Source organism: Nitrospira sp. Vd2 (assembly GCF_979581665.1).
Map to the genome: position 1 here is coordinate 45,187 of NZ_CEFZSK010000042.1, position 24,012 is coordinate 69,198.

A 24,012-nucleotide genomic window follows, 5' to 3' on the forward strand; every position below is an offset into this window, starting at 1 on the left:
GACCATTATACAGACGATGAGGGTCTACGAAATAGCCAAGAAGCTCGGCATGGAGAACCGGGCGCTGATCCCTGAATTGAAGCGCATGGGCATTTCCGTCGCCTCGCACAGCAGTACGTTGGATGAAGTGGCGGTGCAACGCGTGATGGAGCACTTTGCCGGCAAGGCCGGGACCGGCCAGAAAGGACCTGTGGGGTCAGACACCGAGGTGAAACGGGTATCAGGAAAGGGTGTGAGCGGTGCACGAGATGCGAAGTCCTCGGCACGAGAGGATGGAACGAAGGCCGCCGTCGCCGAGGAGCCGAAGGCCGATAAGAGACGGATTCTCATCAAACGGAAGAAGACCGAGGAAGAACTTGAGGCCGAAGCTGCTCCCGCTGCCACAATTGAGCCGCCTCCGCCCGTTGCGATGCCCGTGCACGAATCGATTGCAACACAGGTCCCTGCTCCTCCTTCGGCAAGCGTTCCTCACGCTCCTGCCATGCCGGCTTCTCGAGAAGCGGCACCGACGAGTGAGACGGAGCATGAGCACGGTCAGCGGCGGCGTGACATCGAGCAGCCCAGGCCTGTTGTGCCGCCGACTGCCCCTCTGGCTCCATCTCTTGGCGCGCCGGCCGCCGCCGCAGTTGCGGCATCGCCCGGCGAGAAACGCCGCTCGGAAGCCGTGGTGGCGACGCCGGACGAAGCTGGCGCCAAAGACAAGCTCAAGAAGGCCAAGAAGCCCGGCCGTGTCCGCGAGGAGGAGGAATACAAGTTCCGAGAAGATGTCACTCGGTGGCAGGACTTGCGCGCCATTCCAGTACACCGCCGCGACGATCGCTCGCGGCACCAACAGCCCTCCGTCGTCACGGAAATCACGAAGCCTCGAAAGAAGATCATTAAATTGACGCCTGGTCTCACGGTCAAGGACTTTGCCGAGTTGGTCGGGCAGCGGCCGTCCGACATCATCAAGAAGCTGATGGAGATGGGCCAGCTCTTGACGATGAACCAGCCCATCAACCTTGACGCGGCCGCGCTGCTGGCCGAGCAGTTTGGGGTGAAGGCGGAGGTGACCGTCGAGAAACAAGGCGAAGAGTTGCTGCAAGAGGTGGCCGAGACCGAGGAAGCCGAGCGTTTGGAGCCCCGCCCTCCCGTGGTCACGATCATGGGTCACGTGGACCATGGCAAAACTTCCCTGCTCGATGCGATTCGGCAAACGCATGTTACCGAGCAGGAGGCGGGAGGAATCACGCAACACATCGGCGCGTATGTCGTCCATGCGCATGACAAGCGGATTACCTTCCTCGATACCCCGGGGCACGAAGCGTTTACCGCGATGCGGGCCCGGGGAGCCAAGGTCACCGATATCGTCGTGCTCGTCGTCGCGGCGGACGACGGCGTGATGCCGCAAACGATCGAAGCGATTGCCCATGCCACGGCGGCCAATGTGCCGATCATCGTGGCGATCAACAAGATCGACAAGCCGGGTGCGAATCCCGAGCGCGTGAAACATGCACTGGCCGAACATAACCTCATTCCGGAATCGTGGGGGGGCCAGACAATCTTTGTGGAGGTGTCCGCCAAGCAAAAGCTCGGGCTGGACACCCTCCTCGAAATGATCCTGCTTCAGGCCGAGGTCCTTGAGTTGAAGGCCGACCCCACGCGACTGACGAAAGGCACGGTTATCGAAGCGAAGCTGGAGCGCGGGCGCGGACCCGTGGCTACGGTCCTCGTTCAAGGCGGGACATTGCATGTCGGCGACGCCTTCGTCGTCGGCAGCTTCAGCGGCCGCGTCCGTGCGCTGGTCAGTGATACTGGGGCGAAAGTCACCGAGGCGGGACCCTCTGTTCCGGTTGAAGTCATTGGCCTACCCGGCGTGCCGGCCGCGGGAGATTCATTCGTGGTGGTGGCCGACGAACGAGTCGCGCGCGAGGTCGCCGAAAGCCGACTCGAGAAACAACGGGCTGCCGAGCTTGCGGCCGGCGCCGGCCGCGTCTCGCTGGACGATCTCTACGCCCGAATCAAGGAAGGCGACGTCAAAGAGTTGGCCGTCGTGATCAAGGCCGACGTCCAAGGATCGGCCGAGGCGCTCTCAGATGCGGTGCAGAAACTCTCCACGCAGGCGGTGAAGCTCCGCGTGATCCATAGCGGCGTTGGCGGGATCACCGAAACGGACGTGCTGCTGGCGTCCGCGTCCCGCGCGATCATCATTGGGTTCAATATTCGGCCCGAGCCAAAAGCCTCGGCGCTGGCCGAACGGGAAGGCGTGGACATCCGCCTCTACACGATCATTTACGACGCGATCAACGACATTAAGGCGGCGATGGAAGGCCTGCTGGAGCCGACGCTCAAGGAACGGATATTGGGTCGTGCCGAGGTGCGGCAGGTCTTCAATATCCCGAAGGCGGGCGCCATTGCCGGCAGCTATGTGGTCGACGGCACGATTTCCCGTGCGAGCAGCGGCGTACGGGTGATCCGCGACCATGTCGTCATCTATGAGGGCCGCCTCGGTTCATTGCGCCGCTTCAAAGACGACGTGCGCGAGGTTCAGCAAGGGTATGAATGCGGCATCGGCGTGGAGAATTTCAGCGACATCAAGCCGGGCGATATTCTCGAGGTGTACACGGTCGATAAGGTGGCGGCCAAGCTCTCGTAGCCTCCCTCTTCCCCTCGCGTCCGCATGATTGTCGGGCTGTGCACCATTGAACTGTACCTTCCGGATAGTCATTCATTGAAGGCGAAACGACAGGTGCTGATGAGTCTGAAGGACCGGATTCGCGAGCGGTTCAACGTGTCGATCGCCGAAGTGGGTGACCAGGATTTGTGGCAAAAGGCTGTGCTCGGCTTGGCCTGTGTCGCGAACGAGCAGAAACATGTGAACCAGGTGCTCGATCAGGCTATGAATGTCATCCGTTCGGCGCCGGCTGCCGAGTTGGTCAAGTTCCAGATTGAGTTTCTGTGAGGCCGGGATCGTGTCAAAGACTGGGTTTAAACGCGCGACGCGGGTGGCGGACCAAATCCGCACCGAGGTCGCCGATATCCTTATGCGGAAAACCAAGGATCCTCGCATCGGCATCGTGACGGTCACCGACGTCGAACTCACGAATGATTTGCGGCTGGCCCACGTCTTCGTCACGGCGGGTCCGGACGAGCAACGAGAGGCCGACGCATTCGCCGGGCTTCTCAAAGCATCCGGGTTCATCCGCGGTGAATTAGGGCGTCGTTTGAACCTGCGCTACACACCGGAATTGCACTTTCATAAGGATACGACCGGGCCGCGCGGGGATCGGATCCTTGCCTTGCTCGATCGACTGGAAGGACAGAACGCCAAAGAGTCGGGACCCGGAGAGCCCCAGTCAAGATGTTGATGACGACCCACGCGAAGAGAGCGGATGTCGCAGATGGTCTGTTGAATGTCAACAAGCCGCGTGACTGGACGTCCCACGACATCGTCGCGAAACTGCGAGGCGGCTTTGGCGGTGCGAAGGTGGGCCACGGCGGCACGTTGGACCCTGCCGCCACCGGCGTGCTTCCGATCCTGATCGGCCGGGCAACCCGCATCGCCGAATACCTGCTGGACTGGGACAAGGAGTATCGGGCTGTCATGCGTTTGGGCGAGTCGACGGACACGCAAGACGCGGATGGGAGCGTCGTGACTCGACGGCCGACCGAGCATGTCACCGAGGCCGCGGTGCGTGAAGCGGCCGCACGGTTTACCGGCCGTATCAGGCAGATGCCGCCCATGTATTCGGCCGTGAAAGTGGCGGGTGTGCCCTTGTATAAGACGGCGCGCGCCGGAAAGACCGTTGACCGGTCCTCCCGGGAAATCATCGTCCATGATTTAGAGGTGCTCGAGGTCGACGGGCCGACGATCACCTTGCGCGTCCGATGTTCCAAGGGCACGTACGTCAGGACGCTCTGCGCCGACATCGGGGAGGCGTTGGGCGTCGGCGGCCATGTGCGATGTCTGGAGCGGACACGGGTCGGGCCATTGGCTCTCGAGGAATCCATCACGATCGACGATGTCCTCGCGTACGCTCGCCTCGGTCGGCTCAACGAGATCATCGTCACATTGGACCGCGCCCTGCACCACCTCCCTGCGCTCACCGTGACGGACGGCGGTACCGCCCGCGCCCGCCACGGCGGGGCGATCGGTGTGGAGTCGCTGGAAGCCATGTCATGCGAGGCGATCTCAAGCATGCCGGCCGGTCAGCGCGTGCGGGTGAAATCTGCGCAGGGCACCGTACTCGCCGTGGGCGCGGTTCACCGTGAGTCAGGTCCAAGTCCGGTCGTCCGGATGGTGAAAGTATTGGCGGATGATGGTCAACAGGAAGAGAGAGCCTAGAAGAGGAGAGGGAGATGGCACTGACGAAGGACGTAAAGACCGGCCTTATTGATCAATTCAAGCAGCATCCGAGCGATACCGGCTCGCCGGAGGTCCAGATCGCGATTCTGACGAATCGGATCAGCTACTTGACGGAGCATTTCAAACTCCATCGAAAGGATCACCATTCACGGCGAGGGCTGCTGCAACTGGTCGGTCAGCGGCGGCGGTTGCTGGATTACCTCCGGCGGCATGACGCGGGGCGTTATCGCGCCGTGCTGGACCGCCTCGGTCTGCGAAAGTAAAGCGCGCGGGCCCACTGATGGGCTCCGCGTCATCCTCACAGGTGAACACGGACATAGACTCATGGAGCAGCCGGAGGCCAGAAACTTCCATCGCGCTCAGCCGGAAGGTGAGTCTATCTCTGTGGGCATCTGTGGGGCCAAGAGAAAAGGAGAGCACAGATGACACATGTCGTTGAGATGGAGTTCGCCGGACGAACGCTTCGCCTTGAAACCGGCCGCGTCGCGAAACAGGCCGATGGTTCGGTCCTCGCGTCGTACGGAGATACCGTGGTGCTGGCGACGGCCGTCGCCTCTCAAACGGTCAAGCCGGGGACCGATTTCTTGCCGCTCACCGTGGATTATCAAGAAAAGGCGTATGCCGCCGGCAAGATCCCCGGCGGTTATTTCAAGCGCGAGGGGCGGCCGTCGGAAAAGGAAGTGTTGACGAGCCGGCTTATCGACCGGCCCATGCGTCCCCTGTTTCCTGAAGGCTACTACTACGAAACACAAGTGATCGCCTCGGTCCTTTCGGCCGATCAAACCGGTTCATCCGACGTCGTGGCCATGATCGCCGCTTCCGCGGCGCTCGATGTCTCGGATATTCCCTTTCAGGGCCCGGTCGCCGGCGTGAAGATCGGACGGGTCAACGGGGAATTCGTCGTCAACCCCGATATGTCGGTCTTCGAAAATTGTGAATTGAACCTTGTCGTCGCGGGTACTGCTGATGCCGTGATGATGGTGGAGGGGGGCGCAAACGAGATGCCCGAGTCTGTCATGATCGAGGCCATCGAGATTGCGCACCGCGAGATCAAGCGCATCGTCGCGAAAATTCTTGAACTCAAGGCACAGGCCGGCAAGATGAAACGGCCGGTGAAGGCCGAGGAGATCGATCCAGCCTTGACCGAACAGGTCCGCGCAATGGTGGCGCCGGCCATCCGGGATGCGATCTTGATCCCGAACAAGACGGCCCGACAGGAACGGTTGGATCACATTCGCGATGAGGCCGTCGAGAAACTGAAGAGCGACGACCCCAATCGCGAACGCCATGTGAAGCTGATCTTCCATTCGCTCGAGTACAGTGAAGTCCGGAACATGATCCTGGAGCAAGGCAAGCGCGCCGATGGTCGCGGGCCGAGCGATATCAGAAAAATCACGTGTGAGGTCGGCGTGCTGCCGCGAACGCACGGCTCGGCCTTGTTCACCCGTGGGGAAACGCAAAGTCTCGCCGTCGTCACGTTGGGCACCACCGAAGATGAGCAGCGAATTGATGCGTTGGAAGGCGAGTACTATCGAACCTTCATGCTCCACTACAATTTCCCCCCCTTCAGCGTCGGAGAGGCCCGTCCGTTACGTTCACCGGGCCGGCGTGAGGTGGGCCACGGGGCGCTTGCCGAGCGAGCGTTGCGTCCCGTCATCCCGGGCAAAGACAAGTTCCCGTACACCTTGAGAATCGTCTCGGACATTTTGGAGTCCAACGGCTCATCCTCGATGGCGACGGTGTGCGGCGGGACGCTCGCGTTGATGGACGCGGGCGTGCCGATCAAGGAACCGGTCGCCGGGATCGCGATGGGGTTGATCAAGGAAGGCGACCGGGTCATGGTCTTGTCGGATATCTTGGGGCTGGAGGACCACCTGGGCGATATGGACTTCAAGGTCACCGGGACCCGCCGTGGGGTGACGGCCCTTCAGATGGACATCAAGATTGCCGGGATCACGCCCGAATTGATGCGTGAAGCCTTGCGACAGGCACGTGAGGGTCGGCTCTATATTTTGGACCGGATGGCGGAGACCCTCGGTGCTCCACGTGAAAAGCTCTCGGCATTCGCACCCCGCATCTTTACGATGAAGGTGAAGCAGGACAAGATCCGCGATGTCATCGGCCCGGGAGGGAAAACGATCCGGGGAATCATCGCGGAGTGCGGCGTCAAGATCAATGTGGAGGACTCCGGCGACATCTCGATTGCGGCGACCGACGAGGCGTCCGCGCAAAAGGCGAAAGAGATGATCGGCCGCCTGACCGAGGAAGTGGAGGTCGGCAAGATTTATCTCGGGACGGTCCGCAAGATCATGGACTTCGGCGCGTTCGTGGAAATCCTTCCGGGAACCGACGGTCTTGTCCACATTTCCCAGTTGGCCCACCACCGGGTGAAGGCAGTATCCGATGAGGTGTCCGAAGGGGACAAAATCATGGTGAAGGTCCTCGAAATCGACAAACAGGGGAAAATCCGCCTGAGCCGAAAAGAAGCGATGCCCGCGCCCACCGCTCCGACTGCCGGCTGACATGTATCGGAAATTCGTGCTCGAGAACGGTATCCGTGTCGTCACTGAACGGATGCCGGCCACTAAATCGGTCACGGCCGGCATCTGGGTGGCGGTCGGATCGCGCGATGAAGCGAAGGGCGAGGAAGGCTTCTCGCATTTCATCGAGCACATGTTCTTCAAGGGAACGAGGACCCGCTCCGCGACACAGATTTCACTGGAGATCGACGCGCTGGGCGGGGAGATGAACGCGTTCACTGGCCGTGAAAGCACCACCTTCTACGTCAAAGTGCTCGACCAACATGTGGTGCCCGGCCTGTCCCTCCTTGCCGATCTCTTCCACCATTCACAATTTCACAAGCGGGAAGTCGAAAAGGAAAAACAGGTCGTGCTCGAAGAGATGCGGATGGTGGAGGACGATCCGGAGGACTTGGTCCAGGATCTCCATACCGAGCAGGTGTTGAAGACGCATCCGTTGGGAAGGCCGATCCTCGGCGATCCGGGGACGATCCGAGGGCTATCACGGAGCGATCTCCTTCGGTTCGTTGACGCCCATTACCATCCTCATGAGACAGTGATCGCGGTAAGCGGAAACTTTGAGGTCAAAGCGTTACATGCGTTGCTCGATCACCTGTTTGCCTCCCATAGGGCGACCCATCGCCCGAGCGTCGCTCGGTGGCCTTCGGCGATCCATGGCGGTATCCAAGTCAAGCGGAAGCCGTTACAGCAGGTGCATCTCTGCGTGGGCTACCGGGGACTGCGGCTCGACGATAAGGATCGGTATGCCTTGCTCGCCCTGAATTCGATCGTCGGCGGGAGCGTCAGTTCACGATTGTTTCAGGAAATCCGGGAACGGCGCGGGCTTGCCTATTCGATCTATTCATACGCGTCGTCGTTCTCCGATACCGGATTGTTCACAATCTATGCGGCGACTCGTCCACGGGAAGCGGCGCGAGTGGTCGAACTGATCCGCCGAAGTATGACCCGTCTCTCCCGCGAGGGTGTCGAACGGAAGGAACTCCAGAAGACCAAGGACCAGATGAAGGGCAGTTTGATGCTCGGTCTCGAGAGCACGCAGAGCCGCATGAGCAAGTTGGCAAAGGATGAGCTGTATCACGGGCGTCATGTGTCACTTGATGAAATGATGACGAGGATCGACGAAGTTTCCAATCATCAGATCGTTGATCTGGCGCGTTCCCTCTTTGATTCCTCCTCTCTGTCAGTGACGGCCGTCGGGCCCATCTCGGAAGGAAGTCTCGTGGCGGCAATGGCCTAACTGTTTGAAACTTCGCCATCGTCTGGCCCTTCAGGCCTTCTTCTTCATGGCGGCTCTCGGCCAACAATTCCGTTGACAAGGCCGGCGCGATTCGCTACGATCAGCGCCTACTCATGGCTCTTCATCTCTCTACGACTCTTCGAAGACTAAAGAGAAAGGAGGTGTCGACTGCTCGTTCACCGAGAGCATCTTTCTCTTTCTTTCGGTCTTTTCTTGTGATCGCCATCTCGCTCAATTCACTCATTTGTCATGTCGGTTTTCATGCTTTATGAAGGAGGGAGACGTATGATGAGGGGGGTCGTCATAGCCGCAACCGCATTCTTTGGGCTCGGGTTGTTGACGGCTGGTTATGCCGCCGCAGCCGATGCGCCGGCCGGTGGCGGGCCGGCCAGTAAGATTGTCGGTGGACAATCGCTGAAGGGCGAAACCGTCAAGACGTTGAAGGGGCGCGTGTGGTCGCAATGGGCCGACAACCCCGACAAGGAAGTTCTTTTCGGCATCCAATATTGGAATACCGGCGATCCGGCTTCCGGTAACCCGTTCGGTCGGACATCGAGCGATCTTGATGTGAAGCCGCCCGATCCTCTGTTTGCCTGCTGCGCGTGGGGCTTTACGGGTGGAACCGAACGGAACAATCCCTATGCCGGGTGGTATCACGCCCAGGCCACCGTTCGCCTCCAGGTGAAGGACAAGGCACTGATGGATCAATTGATCAAAGCGTCCCAGGACCTCGTCGCGCTGGAGGTCTCGCTGGACGGACGCACGATCACCGGATTCAAGGTGTTGAAGGATTAGTTTTATCGACCGCAATCATTATCTCTAAGGCTTTGATAGGGAGGACGTCATCATGACACAACAGAAAGGATTGGCGGTCGTCATCGCCACGGCTCTCGTCATGAGTCTGGCGACAGTTGCGCTCGCCATCGAAGCGTTCCAGGAGCGTTTTGAATGGGGTGATATGAGCAAGCCGACGACCCTCCAGGGGCGCGTCATCATTCTCGATCCATACGATGAAGCGGTATGGGTCAACATCGCGGTGTTTGGCGGTAATGCCGAAAGTGGCTACTTCTGGCAGAAGATTCATCCTGGTAAGAACCTAAAGTTCTATGCTGCCAACAAGGAAGTTTGGGATCAGCTCAAGTCGATGGCGCGGCCGCACGCCGGTCCGGCTGCGGCGAAGGAAGTGCCGCCTGCCTCACCGACCACGCTGATCGAGTTCACGGCCCAGGAGGTCGAGCAGAATCGCCGTGTGATCTCATCCGTCAAGAAGCTCAATGAGAATGCGGGGGACCCGGCCAATCCTCGCAGCATCTCTTCATTGCGAGTGAAGGGCTGTGACGGGAAGGGCGAATACGATTCGAACTGCTACAAGGCCAAGCAGGAGCTCAATACGTCGCCGAAGGGCGAAGCGAATGTATACATGCAGTACGACGTCCTGCTCCCCGGTGGAAAGCCGGCGGCCGGGTTGATTCCGTGGACTGCGCCATACAACACGGGTGGTGGCAGCAGCCACTAAGCGGTAACAGAGATTGGTGATTGACGGCGGCGCCTCCAAAAGGCGCCGCCGTTTTTATTTGTTTCTATTTGCTCAGCGAGCCGCGGGCTGATCCAAGCGCCGCTGCAGATCCGCCAATCGATTCAGGGCTTCCAACGGGGTCATCGAGAACAGATCCATCTGGCGGACTTCCTCGACAATAGGGTGAGGAGTGGGAAGCGTCTGATCGATCATCGATGGTGCATCGGACGAATGCGAAGCCGAGGCGTTCGTCGACTCCAAGCGGTCGAGCACTTCGGTGGCGCGCTGAATCACGTCTCCCGGAAGACCGGCCAGTCGAGCGACGTGGATCCCGTAGCTCCGGTCGGCACCGCCCTCGACGATTTTTCTGAGAAAGATGATCTCCTGGTCTCGTTCCTTCACGAGTACGCTGAAGTTCCGCGCGCCCTCATGGAGACGTCCCAATTCGGTCATCTCGTGATAATGGGTGGCGAACAGGGTCCGTGCGCCAAGGCGCAGCGGGTCGAGAATATGCTCGGCGACTGCCCAGGCGATGCTCAGCCCATCGTAGGTGCTTGTTCCGCGTCCGATTTCATCCAACAGGATAAGGCTGCGCCGCGTCGCGTTCGTGAGGATCTGGGCCGTCTCGGCCATTTCTACCATGAAGGTGCTTTGCCCGGCAGCCAGGTTGTCATTGGCGCCGACACGGGTAAAGATGCGATCGGCGACGCCGATCACCGCCCGCTTGGCCGGTACGAAGCTCCCCATCTGAGCCAACAATACGATGAGCGCAATTTGCCGGAGATAGGTGCTCTTCCCGGCCATGTTGGGTCCTGTGAGAATGACCAGCCGATGAGAGCGCAGGTCGAGGGTCGCGTCATTCGGGATGAACCCGCCTGCTGGAGTGAGTCGCTCAACGACGGGATGCCGGCCGTCGATGATCTCGATCGTGTCGCCGCCGTCAACGTGCGGCCGGACATATTGATTCAGTGCGGCGACTTCCGCTAGCGCGGTGATGACATCCAGGAGCGCGACCGCCTGGGCCATTGCTTGAAGCCGGCCGGTAGCCTCAGCGAGCCGGGCGCGAAGGCACTCGAACAGCTCCTGCTCGAGCACAAGCTGCTTCGCGTCGGCACCCAGGACACGGTCTTCCAACTCCTTGAGCTCCGGAGTCGTGAAGCGCTCGGCGTTTGCGAGCGTCTGCTTCCGGACGTATCGGTCGGGGACCTTCGTTGCATTCGTTTTCGAAACCTCGATGTAGTAGCCGAAGACCTGATTGAAGCGGATCTTCAGTGTCTCGATTCCGGTTCGTCGGCGTTCCTCTGCTTCCAAGGCGGCGATCCAGTTCTTCCCCTCTCGGCCGATCTTGCGCAACTCATCGAGCTCGTTGTGATAACCGTCCCGGATGATCCCCCCCTCACGCACCGAGGCCGGCGCATCCGGCAGAATCGTCGTATCGATGAGGCCGGCGACATCCGAAAGACTATCCCAGGAGGCGATGAGATCTTTGAGCAGCGATGCTTGCGAGTCCGCGAGCCGAGCATGGATCTCGGGCAGGACGACTAGTGAATCCTTGACGGCGAGCAGATCGCGCGGTGTCGCAACCCGCATCGAGAGGCGGCTGGCCAGTCGAGCGATATCCTGTACATGACCCAACGCGCGCCGAATCGCAGATCGAGCGGCGAAGGATCGATGCAATTCCTCCACGGCATCCAAGCGCGCGGTGATCGCGCCGGGTTCCACGAGCGGGCGGAGAATCCATTCACGCAGCAGTCGGCTTCCCATCGCCGAGACGGTCCTGTCCAGTACAGACACGAGCGTCGCATCGCGCCGATCTTCGACGAGGGGCTTCACCAATTCCAAATTGCGAATCGTCGCGGCGTCGAGATGCATCGACTCGCCTCGGTGCCGAACGCGCAGTCGGGAAATATGTCCCAGGTCGGTCGCAGGCTGCGTGTCACGGACATAGCGAAGAATTGAAGCGGCGGCGCGCACAGCGGCCGTCAGGCCGTAGCACCCGAATCCATCGAGCGAGGCGACACGGAAATGCTCTTGGAGGAGGCGAACCGCCCGAGCCGTGTCCAGGCGATCAACGGCGGCCTGGCGCGGGCCCTTTACTGTCGCCAGCCAGGTGGTCACGGACGAAGGCAGTGTCGGCGGGTATAACAGCTCACGGGGATCCAAGCGGGCGATTTCATCGGAGAGCGGAATCGTCACGTTAAGCCCATGGAATTCCATCACCCAAAATTCACCGGTGGACGAGTCCAATGCGGCCAGCCCGGCGCGCTGAGTCCCGCCGTCAGGACCGTCCACCTCGAGGGCGCTGAGAAACACGGATTCGGTCGGCGGCAGCAACTCCGCGTCGATCAACGTCCCGGGCGTATAGACGCGCACCACTTCGCGTCGGACGAGCCCTTTGGCGAGCTTCGGGTCTTCGACCTGATCGCAGAGCGCGACTGTTCGCCCGGCCTTCAAGAGCTTGGCAATGTACGCGGTGGCGGCATGATGAGGTACCCCACAAAGCGGCACCGGGTCGGGCCGGGTCTTGTCGCGAGAGGTGAGCGCGATATTGAGAATCCGTGAGGCGATTTTGGCGTCCTCGTAGAACATCTCATAGAAGTCACCGACTCGAAAAAAGACAATGGCGTCGTGGTGCGCAGCCTTGACGTCCCGGTATTGCCGCATCAACGGTGTGACATCGCCATCACTCATGATGAAACTCCTCATCGTCGGTCTGCGGATGTTGAGCGGTCAGTTTGCCCAGCGCCTTCCGGAGCGCCTCGAGATCGGCTTCCGCCTGTTGCAGGGCCTTCGTCTTTCGCCGCAATTCGATCCGTCCGCGAACCCAGGCGGGAAAGAGTAAGATCGACGCGACGAGCGCGCCGATCGCAAAGGCGCTGAGGATGGGCTTGTAGATCGGCGTCGACGCGGAGCGCAGACCGAAGAAATAGCGGAGCGTGACCTCTTGCTCCTGATTGTGAAGGAAGAACGACAGGGCAAGCAACAGCAGGATGCCGACAAGGATGAGTCTGATCATGACAGGCCGCGCAATGGAAGTTGGCGGATCTGGAGGGCGTACCTCCGCATGCTCTTAGCCCTCGCTGTCGCTTGAAGGAGTGCCGGCGGCATCAATAATACGGTCGAGGACCGTATCCGATCGCGGTCCAGTGGAACGAAACGCCATCACCCTTCGTCTCTTCCCGTCATGAGCAAAGCGAACATCAACGCGATCCGTCGGCAGCAGGTTCCCGGCTCGATCGGCCCACTCAATCGCCACCACGGTTTGATCATCGAAGTAGTCGTCGAGTCCCAGATTCCCGATATCCGACTGGTCGACACGATAGAGATCCCCGTGGACGAGAAGCCGCCGGCCGCGGTATTCATGGACGAGCACAAACGTCGGACTGCTCACGTGCTGTGCGGGTACCTCGAGGCCGGCGGCCAGCCCGGCCACAAATGCCGTCTTCCCGCTCCCCATTTCGCCATACAGGGCGAAGACCTCGCCTCCGGCCAACCGTCGACCGATGGCTTCGGCCAATCGGCGTGTCTCACCGACCGAACGCGATCGATACGTCCATGGCCCTCTTGTCACGCTTGCCCGCGAAGTCGCCATGCCGTCGCGTTCATCGCTCGAGGGTGTGCTGAATGGCATGGGGAATGTGTTCGATCAAGTCGCAGGCGATCATGCCGGCTTCGCCGATGCGTGCAGCGGCCAGGTCCCCGGCAAGGCCGTGAAGATACACCCCGGCGCGCGCCGCATCCCACGGCGAGAGCCGTTGAGCCAGGAGCCCGACGATCATCCCGGTGAGGGCATCGCCGGTGCCGCCGGTCGCCATGCCGGGATTGCCAGTGGAGCAGATGCCCACCATCCCATCAGGACTGGCGACGACGGTCCGAGCGCCTTTCAGCACAACGATACAATGATGGCCTTCCGCAAATTGAGTGGCGGTCCCCAGCCGATCGGCGTTGACCGATTGAGTGGCGGTCAAATCTGCCAACTTGGCCATCTCGCCGGGATGGGGCGTCACAATAGGGCGAGACTTGCATTGTGCCAGAAGCGGGCTGTGCCCTTGAAGGGCATTGAGGCCGTCCGCGTCGACCACGACGGGTTTCTCAAGCGCCGGGAGCAATCGCCTCACCAGCTGCACGGTATCCGGATGGGTGGTGAGTCCTGGGCCAATTGCGACGGCCGTCCGTTCCTGGCTGAAGGCCACAAGTGGATCGTAGGCGGCCGACGACAACGTGTGGGCGTCGGTTTCCGGCATCGGAACCGTCATCGCTTCGAGAAGCTTTGCTTCGAGAATACTGTTCGCACTGACCGGTGTGGCCACGGTGACCAGACCGGTGCCGATGCGTAGCGCGGCCTGTGCCGTCATGGCGGCTGCCCCTGTCTTTCCGACGGAGCCCGCAATAATGGCCGCGTGTCCAAAGGTGCCCTTGTGGGCTGACGGCGGCCGGGCCGGGATCAGTCGCGCCACATCTTGACGATCGATGAGCGAGACCGTGGTTTTGAGGTCGTCGACGTAGGACGGCGGGATCCCGAGATCGACGACCTCCACTTGACCCGCGTGATCGATGCCGGCGCCAAGAAACAGGCCGAGCTTCGGCAGGCCAAAGGTCACGGTGAGCGTTGCCCTCACAGCGGCACCCATGACCGCTCCCGTATCTGCATGAATCCCAGACGGCAGATCGACGGCCACGGTGCGAGGGCGTCCAGTACTGCGCGCAGCATTGATCAATCGGATAGCGGTGGCATAGGGTTCGGCCACTGAAGCAGACAGACCCGTTCCGAGAAGGGCGTCGACGATGAAATCCGCCGACCTGAGCGCCGACTCCAGGGTGTCGGTAACCGGTTGGGTCAGTACCGCTTTGTGGCCTGCGGCGGCGACCCACCGACGATACATCGTCTTGGCGTCACCCTTCAGATCGGCGGCCTTCGCGTACAGCAGGACGGTGACCCGCGCACCGCGCTGTCGAAGGAGCCGCGCGACGACAAATCCGTCTCCGCCGTTGTTGCCTTTGCCGCAGACGACAGTGACAGCCTTGCCCCGCATCGATCCGTAGATGCGCTCCATCGCTGCGACGACGCCGCTTCCGGCTCGGGTCATGAGCGTGGCCCCGGGCACACCCGCTTCCTCAATGGTCCGGCGGTCGAGAGCCTGCATTTGACCTGCGGTCACGAGCTTCATGGAGACACGTGTGAAGAATGAGGAGAGTGTGATCAATGGCGCCGGGCGCCGTCGTCCGTCAGAATCACTTGGGCGATTGCATAGTCGGTATCGTGGGCGAGGGTGAGATGTATTTCCGTGACTCCGGCCCTGGCCATGAGCGCGCTCGTCTTACCGGATACCGTGGCGACCGGTTTGCCTGCCGCATCGTTCAGTACCTCGATATCCCGCCATGAAATGCCGTCGCTCCAGCCCGTTCCCAGCGCCTTCAAGATGGCTTCCTTGGCCGCGAAACGGCCCGCCAAGGAGGCGTAGGGGGCAGCGCGGCGCCGGACAATCGAACGCTCGGCCTCCGTATACACGCGTCCCAGAAACTTGTCTTGCCACCGCTCGGCGATTAATCGAAGGCGAGGTATGTGAACGATGTCGATGCCGACCCCAAGGATTGACATGCTAGCTCAACAATTGTTTCATCTCGCGCACCGCTTGCTCCAGCCCGACGAACACCGCACGAGATATGATGCCGTGGCCAATGTTGTACTCGACGATCTCCGGGATGTGAGTGAGCCGTTTCACGTTGCGATAGGTAAGCCCATGGCCGGCGCTCACGCCCATGCCGAGCTTGTAGGCCAACTTGGCCGCATGGGCGATTGCCTCTAGCGCGGCTTGTTCCTCTTTCAGCATCCGTGCATTGGCGTAGCGGCCGGTGTGCAACTCGACGTAGTCGGCGGTCACCTTGTGGGCTGCTTTGATCTGATCAGCATCGGCTTCGACAAATAGACTCACCGGGATACCGGCGTCGTGGAGCATGTCGACCAGCGCCTTGATCCGCTCGCGTTGCCCGGCGATCTCCAACCCTCCTTCCGTCGTCAGTTCCTGACGCCGCTCTGGCACCAGCGTCACGAGATGGGGCTTGAAGGTCAACGCGAGCTTGACCATCGTCTCGTCTGCCGCGATCTCCAGATCCAGTTTCGTTCGAATGACTTGCCGGAGCAACGCGACATCACGCTCTTGAATGTGCCGCCGATCTTCACGGAGGTGAACAACGAGCCCATCCGCGCCGGCCAGTTCGGCTACGACGGCCGCCGCAATCGGGTCCGGCTCCGCCCCGCCCCGGGCCTGTCGAAGAGTCGCGACGTGATCAACATTGACGCCGAGTCTCGGCATGACACCTTACTAATTGCTTGTTTTGTAAGAGAATGGCGGCATTATGGCAAAAATCCGACGGCGTGACAAGGTAACCGCTCACGGCTATTCGACAGGAAGGAAGAGCAATACTGCGGCTCCTGCTACGACAGCCGTTGTTGTTGAGCGGGCACGGTTTTGATCCGACGTCAGCGATCAACGAGACTGAAGTGTAGAAGAAATTGACTGAATTTAAGGCTCTGCATTACAATTGGTCCACTCTTCGTCCCATGACAGTCGAACTTCAAAAAGGCTCCTAGCGCCCGAGGAATTGTGCAGGGCTTTTATCGCATCAATCGCCTCCCACCGTACGTCTTCGCGCAGGTCCAGGCTCTAAAACTCGATGCTCGCCATCGGGGCGAGGACATCATCGATTTCGGCATGGGCAATCCGGACCAGCCGACACCGGATCACATCGTCGAGAAAATGATCCAGGCGGCAAGGATCGCCCGCAACCATCGCTATTCCGCGTCAAAAGGGATCACCCGGCTTCGGCATGCCATCTGCGGGTGGTACAAGCGGAACTACGACGTCGATCTCGATCCCGAGACGGAGTCGATCGTGACGATCGGGTCGAAAGAAGGGATCGCGCATCTCGCGTTGGCGATGATCGGCCCGGGCGATGTCGTCTTGACGCCGACACCGACCTACCCGATCCACATGTATAGCGTCATTATCGCGGGCGGGGAGGTGCGCGGGATCGAGTTGCGCCAAGACAGCGATTTTTTCGATGACCTGCAGCGGGTGTATCGACAAACGCTGCCGCGTCCCCGTATTCTCGTCATCAACTTCCCGCACAACCCCACGACGGCCGTCGTCGATCTGGAGTTCTTCAAGAAGATCGTCGCATTCGCCAAAGAGCACGACGTCATCGTCATTCACGACCTCGCCTATGCCGACATCGTGTTCGATGGGTATCGGGCGCCGAGTCTGCTTCAGGTTCCGGAAGCGAAGGATATTGGGGTGGAGTTTTATACGCTGTCCAAGAGTTACAACATGCCGGGATGGCGAGTCGGATTTTGTGTCGGAAACCGCGAAGTGGTGGGCGCGCTGGCCAAGATCAAGAGTTACCTCGATTATGGCATCTTTCAGCCGATTCAAATTGCGAGCATCATTGCCTTGAACGGATCGCAAGACTGCGTCAGGGAAACGGTCGCCCGCTATCAACGCCGGCGGGATGTGCTCGTGGGAGGCTTGAATCGCATCGGGTGGCCGGTAGCCAAGCCGCGCGCAACGATGTTCGTCTGGGGCCGTATCCCGCAGCCGTATCGCGGCATGGGGTCGTTGGAGTTTTCCAAACTCCTATTAAAGGATGCGAAGGTTGCCGTGTCTCCAGGTATCGGATTCGGCGAAGGCGGCGATGAATATGTTCGGTTTGCATTGGTGGAGAACGAGCATCGGACGAGACAGGCGGTGCGGGGCATCAAGAAGGCCTTGAAGCTCGACGGAGGCGATCAGTGAAGAAATCGTCGATCGCCGTCGGCATGATCGGCTTTGGGACCGTCGGGACCGGGGTCGCCAAAATCCTACTCGACAATGCGGCAGTCATCCGGCGACGAGTCGGCGTCCCGGTCGAGTTGGTTCGTGTGGCGGATTTGGATACGACCCGGGATCGCGGTGTGAGGCTGCCCCACGGCGTCCTCGTTTCCGACCTTCGGCGTGTCCTCGATGACCCGCAGATCGATATTGTGTTGGAATTAATCGGCGGATACGACACCGCCAAGCGCGTGCTGCTCGAAGCCATTGCGAAAGGCAAATCCGTCGTGACCGCGAACAAAGCCCTGCTCGCCGTGCACGGGGAAGAACTTTTCGAGGCGGCGGCACGCCGGTGTGTCGACATCGGGTTTGAAGCCAGCGTCGGCGGCGGGATTCCGGTCATTCGGGCGTTGACGCAGGGCTTGGCGGCCAACTCGCTGTGTTCGATGTACGGCATCATCAACGGGACGTCCAACTACATCCTGAGCCGGATGACGCGAGAGGGTCACAGCTTTCAAGAGGTACTGGCCGAGGCGCAACGGGCCGGGTATGCAGAAGCGGACCCAACCTTCGATGTGGCGGGGATCGATTCAGCCCATAAGCTTTCCATCATGGTGACGTTGGCGTACGGCAGTCCGGTGAACTTCAAGGACGTCTATACGGAGGGCATTACCCATTTAACGCCTCTCGATATCGAATATGCCCGCGAGTTCGGCTACACCATCAAGCTGCTCGGTATCGCAAAACTCCTCAATAGCGACATCGAGGCACGTGTGCACCCGACGATGATCCCCACGGCCTCCCCGATCGCTCAGGTCGAGGGCGTCTACAATGCCATTCAGCTCGTCGGCGACGCGGTCGGCGACATCGTGCTCTATGGGCAGGGCGCGGGATCGTTACCGACGGGAAGCGCGGTGGTGAGCGACATCATCGACATCGCGCGCAATGTCCTGGCCGGCTGCGCAGGGCGAGTGCCGCCGGCGTCTTTTCAGCCGGATCAGCGTCTTCCGGTCCGCATTCGGCCGATGGAGGACATCGTCTCGCTGTACTATCTGCGTTTTATGGTTGTTGATCGCCCGGGCGTGCTGTCGCAGATTTCCGGTGTGCTCGGTCAACACGGCATCAGCATTTCTTCCGTTCTCCAAAAGGGACGCAAGGAAGGACAGACGGTGCCGGTTGTCATTATGACGCACACGGCCACCGAGCGCGATGTGCAGTCGGCTTTGCGGGAAATCAACCGGATGCCATTCATCTCAGAGCCTGCCACCCTGATCCGCGTCGAGGGGCACGACGAGTAATCTCATGTGTCCCTTCTCCTCCGGTCTCTGTTTGTTTCAAGTCATGGTGCATCTATGATCCGTTGGCGCGGGGTGATCGAAGAGTACAGAAAGTTCCTGCCGGTCACCGAACGGACGCCGGTCGTGACGCTTGGCGAAGGCAGCACCCCGTTGATTCGCGCGAAGCGCTTGGCGGAAAGTTTGGCGCCCGGCATCGATCTCTATTTGAAGTTCGAAGGCGCGAATCCGACCGGGTCGTTTAAGGACCGCGGGATGACGATGGCCATCTCGAAAGCCGTCGAAGCGGGCGCGCGCGCGGTGATGTGCGCCTCCACCGGCAACACGTCGGCGTCGGCAGCTGCGTACGGCGCGCACGCGGGCCTCGCGGTGTATGTTCTGATCCCGGCCGGCAAGATCGCGCTAGGCAAGTTGTCGCAGGCGATCATGCATCGCGCCACGGTCATCCAGATCGAGGGCAACTTTGACCAGGCACTCATGATCGTCAAGGACATCGCCCAAACCGAGCACATCGAGTTGGTGAACTCGATCAACCCCTTCCGGATCGAGGGGCAGAAGACCGCGGCGATGGAGGTCTGTGATCAGCTTGGCTTTGCCCCGACCCTGCACGTGCTCCCGGTGGGCAATGCCGGCAATATCACCGCCTATTGGAAAGGGTACAAGGAGTACCGTGCGGCGGGTCAGATCACGCGGTTGCCGCGCATGTTCGGTTTTCAAGCCGCCGGCGCGGCGCCGATCGTCCTGGGCCGCATCGTGGAGAACCCCAATACGATCGCGACGGCGATCCGCATCGGCAATCCGGCGAGTTGGAGAGGCGCGTTGAATGCAGTCGAAGAGTCGAACGGGAAGATCGATCTCGTCACCGATGAAGAGATTCTCGACGCGTACAGGCGGGTCGCGGCCGAGGAAGGCGTGTTCTGCGAGCCGGCCTCGGCTGCCTCGTTGGCGGGCGTGGCCAAAATGCATCGAGCCGGACTGTTTCATGAAGGCGATTCGGTAGTGTGCACGCTCACCGGCCACGGCCTCAAGGATCCTGACAGTGCAATCTCCGTGTCGTGCCAGCCGCGGACGGTGAAAGCAACCCGAGACGATGTGATGCGATTGCTCGAGTTGTGAGTGCGGACGATGAAGTACCTGATCCTCCATGCTCAAGGGTTTGCCGATGTGCCGAAATCCGATCTCGACGGACGTACACCGTTGGAAGCCGCCGGGACGCCGAATATGGATCGGCTCGCCGGCGAGGGAGAGTTGGGTGTGGCCATTCTGCCGACCGACGGACCGCAAGGAGGTGCCGACGTCGTCCCAGTGGCCTTGTTGGGATACGATCCGAAAAAAGTTTATCCGGGGCCGGCGCCGTTCGAAGCCATCGGGCTGGGTATCGCGGTCGGTGAGCAAGACGTCGTCTATCGCTGCAATCTCGTCACGCTGCGCAGCGACAACAAGAAACCGCGAGACTTGAAAAAGCTGCTCCCGACCGCGGTTATGGAGGAAGCGGCCGTGTGCCTCGATGTCGAGGACGCGCGAGAATGCATCGACGCGATCAACGAGCAGCTCGGCTCTGAGACAATTCAGTTCTACCCAGGCCCTGGTGATCGGCATTTTATGGTGTGGGTGAACGGGAAGGCGAAGACGACGTGCGTCAATCCGGAGGAAATTCTGAACCGCACGATCGGAGAGGCGCTTCCGTCCGGAGACGGCGCGGACATTCTCCGAAAGCTAATGGACGCGTCGATCGTGATTCTCAGTAGTCACCCCATTAACGATCAACGCGAGGAGGCCGGACTCAAACCGATCAATGCAATGTGGCTGTGGGGGCAAGGCCGCAGTCCGCACCTGACCCCTTTGACCGAGGAGCGACAGATCACCGGGTCGGTGACGGCGATGAGCGCGCTCCATCGAGGCGTGGCGATGGCGGCTGGCTTGGAGGGCATCGACGTGGCGGCCGAAGCGGAGCCCCTCGACTTTCGAACCCAAGCAGAGGTCGCCGTGCGCGAATTGGGCAAGAAAGATCTCGTGTACGTCCATAGCGCGGTGACGAACACGAACGCCCAGCGGGACGACGGGAAGGCGAAGGTGAGTGCGATTGAAGACTATGATCGTCACCTGGTCGGGCCGCTACTTCAGGCGGCATCACAAAAAGGCCATCACCGGGTTCTTCTCGTGTGTGACGGATTTATCGTCGACGTGAAGCCGCCTGTGGTCCCCCTCATGCCCTACGCGTTTTACGACAGCGCCGGCAGGTCGACGAGCGGCGCCAACCGCTTTTCTGCAGCCGCTCACACAGCGCAGGCAGGAGCGCGGGATGCTACAAAGCTCATGGCCCGGCTGATGCCCCGGACGGCGTGACATGGCCCTGATCGTTCACAAATATGGCGGGACCTCAGTCGGCAGCGTCGAGCGCATTCACCGCGTCGCCGACCGGGTGGTGAATTTTCACAAAGAGGGGCACCGTCTGGTCGTCGTGCTGTCGGCGATGAGCGGCGAGACGGACCGCTTGGTCAAACTCGCACACGAAGTGACGCCCCACCCCGACGAACGTGAGATGGACATGTTGCTGTCCACCGGTGAGCGGGTCACGATTGCGCTGCTCGCGATGGAGCTGCGAGGCCGGGGCATCAACGCCCGCTCCTTCACGGGACGGCAAGTAGGTATCATCACTGACAATCGCCACACCAAAGCGCGAATTGCCCGGATTACCGCAGACCGTATCAAGCAGGCACTGAACGAAGGGATGATCCCGATCGTGGCCGGCTTTCAGGGCATCAACGAGCAGTCCGATGTGACGACGCTCGGCCGCGGGGGATCGGATTTGACGGCCGTCGCGCTCGCCGCCGCGTTGAAGGCCGACCGCTGCATCATCTATACCGATGTTGATGGCGTCTACACCGCTGATCCGAATATTGTACCGAATGCCAGGCGACTCAATAAAATCTCCTATGAGGAGATGTTGGAGCTCGCCAGCCTCGGCGCGAAAGTGCTACAAAGCCGCTCGGTGGAATTCGCCGCCCGGTTCAACGTGCCGGTCGAGGTCCAGTCGAGCTTTAAAGAAGGGCAGGGAACGCTCGTGGCGAAAGAAGACGCAGACATGGAGCGGGTCACGGTCTCTGGTGTGACGGGCGATCGCAATCAAGCGAAGCTCACGATCGTCGGTGTGCCGGACCGGCCCGGGATCGCGGCGCGGATCTTCAGTGCGATCGCCGAGGCCAACATCATCGTCGACATGATCATTCAGAACGTCGGCCAGGGATCGCTCACGGACATCTCGTTTACAGTGCCGCGAGCCGATCTGGGGAAAGCGGTCGAGTTGGTGCAGCGGATCGTCAAAGACATTGGTGCAAAATCCATGGCGGTGACCGATTCCATCGTTAAGGTCTCGCTCGTGGGAGTTGGGATGCGGACGCATTCCGGGGTCGCCGCGAAGATGTTTGAGGTCTTGTCCCGGGAAGGCATCAACATTCAAATGATCAGTACATCTGAGATCAAGATTTCCTGTGTGATCGATGAGAAGTACCTAGAGCTCGCGATCCGTGCGTTACACGCGGCATTTGGCCTTGATGAAGCGCCTTCACCCGTCTCCGGCTAAACGATGAGCCCACGGAAAGCCAACAGAGACACGAGCGGTGCCAGGACCCATATCCCGGCAGCCTTGTCGGCCCTGCCGGCAGCGATGCTGGGGTCGTTGGAAATCTACGACACGACGTTGCGTGACGGGGCACAGGCCGAAGACGTGAGCTTTTCAGCCGAAGACAAGGTGCGCGTGGCGCAAAAGCTCGATGAGCTCGGCGTCCACTACATCGAAGGCGGCTGGCCGGGTGCCAATCCAAAAGATATCGAATTTTTCCGGACGATCAAAACGACTCCGCTCCAACACGCCACCGTCGTGGCATTCGGCTCAACGCGGAAAGCCGGGAACAGCGTTCACAAGGATCCTAATCTCCAGGCGTTGCTGGAAGCGGGGACCGGGTTGATCACACTGTTCGGGAAAACGTGGACCCTGCACGTGACGGACGCGCTCGGCATTACGCTGCAACAGAACCTCGACATGATTGGAGAGTCGATCGCGTATTTGCGGTCGAAGCAGCGTCGCGTCTTCTATGACGCCGAGCATTTCTTCGACGGCTACAAGGCCAACCCCGACTATGCGTTGACGACCATTCGACGTGCCGTGGCGGAAGGCGCGGAGCGGGTGATTCTCTGCGATACGAACGGCGGGACGATGCCGTGGGAGATCAAGGAAATCTGCGCGGCGGTGAAACGGGAGTGTCAGGTTCCACTCGGCATCCACGCACACAATGATACCGAGATGGCGGTGGCCAACTCCCTCGTGGCGATTGAAGCCGGGATTCTTCAGGTGCAAGGGACGATCAATGGCATTGGCGAGCGGTGCGGTAATGCCAATCTCTGCTCGATCCTGCCGAATCTGGAATTAAAGATGAAGCGACGGGTGCTCGCGGACCACCGGTTGACGCGATTGCGGGAAGTGTCAAACTTCGTCACGGAGATCGCGAATCTGATGCCGAACAAGCACCAGCCCTATGTGGGCGACTCGGCGTTTGCGCACAAAGGCGGCGTGCACATTCATGCCGTGCAGAAAAATCCGGCGACCTATGAGCATGTGATCCCGGAATTGATTGGAAATCGACAGCGGATGCTCGTGTCCGACTACACCGGTCGTAGCGGCTTGCTCGGCAAAGTCGAGGAATACGGTATCAAGCTGTCCAAGCAGAATCCCAAGCTCAAGGAATTGTTGGAGACGCTCAAGGAACTGGAGAATCAAGGCTATCAGTACGAAGGAGCAGAGGGATCGCTCGAACTGCTGATCCGAAAAGCGGTCGGCCGGCACAAACCGTCGTTTGAACTGTTGGGCTTCCGCGTCATCGTTGAAAAGCGGCATGCCAATGAGGCGCCAATTTCTGAAGCGACCGTCATGATCAAGGTCGGCGAACTCATCGAACATACGGCGGGCGTGGGCGTCGGGCCGGTCAATGCGTTGGATCATGCGCTGCGAAAGGCGTTGGAGAAGTTTTACCCCCAGCTTGCGGAAGTGACGTTGCTCGACTACAAAGTTCGCGTCTTGACGGCGAACCGCGGCACTCAATCCAAAGTCCGCGTGCTGCTGGAATCCGGGGACCATAAGGAGAAGTGGGGCACCGTTGGTGTATCCGAGAACATCATGGAAGCGAGCTGGCAAGCCTTGGCCGACAGTATCGAGTACAAACTTCTCCCTACCGACGAACCCGCCGCTGAGTAAAAAATCCCTTGACACGCTAG

21 protein-coding genes are annotated in these 24,012 nt (G+C 60.4%); 15 read left to right on the plus strand and 6 right to left on the minus strand.

The genetic code is table 11. The annotated features are described in order from the left end of the window. The first annotated feature begins 16 nt into the window (after window positions 1–16). The 9 genes from infB (at window position 17) to AC1U7K_RS18870 (ending at window position 9,638) form a co-directional block, all read left to right on the plus strand. Complete coding sequence (gene infB / locus AC1U7K_RS18830) at window positions 17–2,635, plus strand: translation initiation factor IF-2 (RefSeq protein WP_480253383.1); 2,619 nt, start codon at window positions 17–19, stop codon at window positions 2,633–2,635. A 24-nt stretch (window positions 2,636–2,659) separates the two neighbouring features. Next, on the plus strand, window positions 2,660–2,941 hold the full coding sequence (locus tag AC1U7K_RS18835; protein ID WP_480253384.1) for a DUF503 domain-containing protein: 282 nt from the start codon (window positions 2,660–2,662) through the stop codon (window positions 2,939–2,941). Between the two features lie 10 nt (window positions 2,942–2,951). Further along, complete coding sequence (gene rbfA / locus AC1U7K_RS18840; protein ID WP_480253385.1) at window positions 2,952–3,347, plus strand: 30S ribosome-binding factor RbfA; 396 nt, start codon at window positions 2,952–2,954, stop codon at window positions 3,345–3,347. Beyond that, window positions 3,347–4,324 carry a tRNA pseudouridine(55) synthase TruB gene (truB, locus tag AC1U7K_RS18845; RefSeq protein ID WP_480253386.1) on the plus strand — a complete coding sequence of 326 codons (978 nt, stop codon included), beginning with the start codon at window positions 3,347–3,349 and terminating at the stop codon, window positions 4,322–4,324. Before rbfA ends, truB begins: the two co-directional genes overlap by 1 nt. 14 nt (window positions 4,325–4,338) lie before the next feature. Then, complete coding sequence (gene rpsO, locus AC1U7K_RS18850) at window positions 4,339–4,608, plus strand: 30S ribosomal protein S15 (RefSeq protein ID WP_480253387.1); 270 nt, start codon at window positions 4,339–4,341, stop codon at window positions 4,606–4,608. Window positions 4,609–4,767: 159 nt separating this feature from the next. Then, window positions 4,768–6,867 carry a polyribonucleotide nucleotidyltransferase gene (pnp, locus tag AC1U7K_RS18855; protein WP_480253388.1) on the plus strand — a complete coding sequence of 700 codons (2,100 nt, stop codon included), beginning with the start codon at window positions 4,768–4,770 and terminating at the stop codon, window positions 6,865–6,867. 1 nt (window position 6,868) lies between these two features. Then, window positions 6,869–8,122: a M16 family metallopeptidase gene (locus AC1U7K_RS18860; RefSeq protein WP_480253389.1), complete on the plus strand. Its 1,254-nt coding sequence runs from the start codon at window positions 6,869–6,871 to the stop codon at window positions 8,120–8,122. Window positions 8,123–8,407: 285 nt separating this feature from the next. Then, window positions 8,408–8,917, plus strand: coding sequence for a hypothetical protein (locus tag AC1U7K_RS18865; protein ID WP_480253390.1), 510 nt, complete (start codon window positions 8,408–8,410; stop codon window positions 8,915–8,917). Between the two features lie 52 nt (window positions 8,918–8,969). Further along, window positions 8,970–9,638: a hypothetical protein gene (locus AC1U7K_RS18870; RefSeq protein ID WP_480253391.1), complete on the plus strand. Its 669-nt coding sequence runs from the start codon at window positions 8,970–8,972 to the stop codon at window positions 9,636–9,638. Window positions 9,639–9,710: 72 nt separating this feature from the next. Here the strand turns inward: AC1U7K_RS18870 and mutS are convergent, their stop codons facing one another. From mutS to AC1U7K_RS18900, 6 genes are read right to left on the minus strand one after another with little or no spacing between them, the layout of a single operon-like run. Beyond that, complete coding sequence (gene mutS / locus AC1U7K_RS18875) at window positions 9,711–12,329, minus strand: DNA mismatch repair protein MutS (RefSeq protein WP_480253392.1); 2,619 nt, start codon at window positions 12,327–12,329, stop codon at window positions 9,711–9,713. Beyond that, the gene (locus tag AC1U7K_RS18880; protein ID WP_480253393.1) at window positions 12,322–12,654 is read right to left on the minus strand and encodes a LapA family protein; all 333 of its coding nucleotides are present in this window, start codon (window positions 12,652–12,654) and stop codon (window positions 12,322–12,324) included. Before AC1U7K_RS18880 ends, mutS begins: the two co-directional genes overlap by 8 nt. A gap of 54 nt (window positions 12,655–12,708) precedes the next feature. Continuing rightward, complete coding sequence (tsaE, locus tag AC1U7K_RS18885; protein WP_480253394.1) at window positions 12,709–13,230, minus strand: tRNA (adenosine(37)-N6)-threonylcarbamoyltransferase complex ATPase subunit type 1 TsaE; 522 nt, start codon at window positions 13,228–13,230, stop codon at window positions 12,709–12,711. Window positions 13,231–13,240: 10 nt separating this feature from the next. Continuing rightward, entirely contained in the window at window positions 13,241–14,806 is a 1,566-nt protein-coding gene (locus AC1U7K_RS18890) for an NAD(P)H-hydrate dehydratase (RefSeq protein WP_480253395.1), read from the minus strand. Window positions 14,807–14,838: 32 nt separating this feature from the next. Beyond that, window positions 14,839–15,237, minus strand: coding sequence for a holo-ACP synthase (gene acpS / locus AC1U7K_RS18895; RefSeq protein ID WP_480253396.1), 399 nt, complete (start codon window positions 15,235–15,237; stop codon window positions 14,839–14,841). Window position 15,238: 1 nt separating this feature from the next. Then, a complete protein-coding gene (locus tag AC1U7K_RS18900) occupies window positions 15,239–15,952 on the minus strand; it encodes a pyridoxine 5'-phosphate synthase (protein ID WP_480253397.1) in 714 nt (237 codons plus the stop codon). Window positions 15,953–16,243: 291 nt separating this feature from the next. Between AC1U7K_RS18900 and alaC the strand changes: the two genes are divergently transcribed. The 6 genes from alaC to cimA all read left to right on the plus strand — a co-directional run bounded on the left by alaC (window position 16,244) and on the right by cimA (window position 23,992). Continuing rightward, entirely contained in the window at window positions 16,244–17,431 is a 1,188-nt protein-coding gene (gene alaC, locus AC1U7K_RS18905) for an alanine transaminase (RefSeq protein ID WP_480253398.1), read from the plus strand. Further along, the gene (locus tag AC1U7K_RS18910; RefSeq protein WP_480253399.1) at window positions 17,428–18,744 is read left to right on the plus strand and encodes a homoserine dehydrogenase; all 1,317 of its coding nucleotides are present in this window, start codon (window positions 17,428–17,430) and stop codon (window positions 18,742–18,744) included. Before alaC ends, AC1U7K_RS18910 begins: the two co-directional genes overlap by 4 nt. A gap of 54 nt (window positions 18,745–18,798) precedes the next feature. Continuing rightward, the gene (gene thrC / locus AC1U7K_RS18915; RefSeq protein WP_480253400.1) at window positions 18,799–19,857 is read left to right on the plus strand and encodes a threonine synthase; all 1,059 of its coding nucleotides are present in this window, start codon (window positions 18,799–18,801) and stop codon (window positions 19,855–19,857) included. Between the two features lie 9 nt (window positions 19,858–19,866). Continuing rightward, window positions 19,867–21,087: an alkaline phosphatase family protein gene (locus tag AC1U7K_RS18920; protein ID WP_480253474.1), complete on the plus strand. Its 1,221-nt coding sequence runs from the start codon at window positions 19,867–19,869 to the stop codon at window positions 21,085–21,087. 1 nt (window position 21,088) lies between these two features. Continuing rightward, entirely contained in the window at window positions 21,089–22,324 is a 1,236-nt protein-coding gene (locus tag AC1U7K_RS18925; protein ID WP_480253401.1) for an aspartate kinase, read from the plus strand. An 84-nt stretch (window positions 22,325–22,408) separates the two neighbouring features. Next, entirely contained in the window at window positions 22,409–23,992 is a 1,584-nt protein-coding gene (gene cimA / locus AC1U7K_RS18930) for a citramalate synthase (RefSeq protein ID WP_480253475.1), read from the plus strand. Window positions 23,993–24,012: the final 20 nt, after the last annotated feature.

Bases quoted from the DNA above. Each gene is read 5' to 3' on its own strand.
- AC1U7K_RS18925 (WP_480253401.1), top strand. From the start codon at position 21,089: ATGGCCCTGATCGTTCACAAATATGGCGGGACCTCAGTCGGCAGCGTC.
- truB (WP_480253386.1), top strand. From the start codon at position 3,347: ATGACGACCCACGCGAAGAGAGCGGATGTCGCAGATGGTCTGTTGAAT.
- AC1U7K_RS18900 (WP_480253397.1), bottom strand. From the start codon at position 15,952: ATGCCGAGACTCGGCGTCAATGTTGATCACGTCGCGACTCTTCGACAG.
- tsaE (WP_480253394.1), bottom strand. From the start codon at position 13,230: ATGGCGACTTCGCGGGCAAGCGTGACAAGAGGGCCATGGACGTATCGA.
- AC1U7K_RS18865 (WP_480253390.1), top strand. From the start codon at position 8,408: ATGATGAGGGGGGTCGTCATAGCCGCAACCGCATTCTTTGGGCTCGGG.
- AC1U7K_RS18860 (WP_480253389.1), top strand. From the start codon at position 6,869: ATGTATCGGAAATTCGTGCTCGAGAACGGTATCCGTGTCGTCACTGAA.
- AC1U7K_RS18890 (WP_480253395.1), bottom strand. From the start codon at position 14,806: ATGAAGCTCGTGACCGCAGGTCAAATGCAGGCTCTCGACCGCCGGACC.
- AC1U7K_RS18920 (WP_480253474.1), top strand. From the start codon at position 19,867: ATGAAGTACCTGATCCTCCATGCTCAAGGGTTTGCCGATGTGCCGAAA.
- cimA (WP_480253475.1), top strand. From the start codon at position 22,409: ATGCTGGGGTCGTTGGAAATCTACGACACGACGTTGCGTGACGGGGCA.
- pnp (WP_480253388.1), top strand. From the start codon at position 4,768: ATGACACATGTCGTTGAGATGGAGTTCGCCGGACGAACGCTTCGCCTT.
- rpsO (WP_480253387.1), top strand. From the start codon at position 4,339: ATGGCACTGACGAAGGACGTAAAGACCGGCCTTATTGATCAATTCAAG.
- AC1U7K_RS18835 (WP_480253384.1), top strand. From the start codon at position 2,660: ATGATTGTCGGGCTGTGCACCATTGAACTGTACCTTCCGGATAGTCAT.
- thrC (WP_480253400.1), top strand. From the start codon at position 18,799: ATGATCCGTTGGCGCGGGGTGATCGAAGAGTACAGAAAGTTCCTGCCG.
- acpS (WP_480253396.1), bottom strand. From the start codon at position 15,237: ATGTCAATCCTTGGGGTCGGCATCGACATCGTTCACATACCTCGCCTT.
- AC1U7K_RS18870 (WP_480253391.1), top strand. From the start codon at position 8,970: ATGACACAACAGAAAGGATTGGCGGTCGTCATCGCCACGGCTCTCGTC.
- infB (WP_480253383.1), top strand. From the start codon at position 17: ATGAGGGTCTACGAAATAGCCAAGAAGCTCGGCATGGAGAACCGGGCG.
- mutS (WP_480253392.1), bottom strand. From the start codon at position 12,329: ATGAGTGATGGCGATGTCACACCGTTGATGCGGCAATACCGGGACGTC.
- AC1U7K_RS18880 (WP_480253393.1), bottom strand. From the start codon at position 12,654: ATGATCAGACTCATCCTTGTCGGCATCCTGCTGTTGCTTGCCCTGTCG.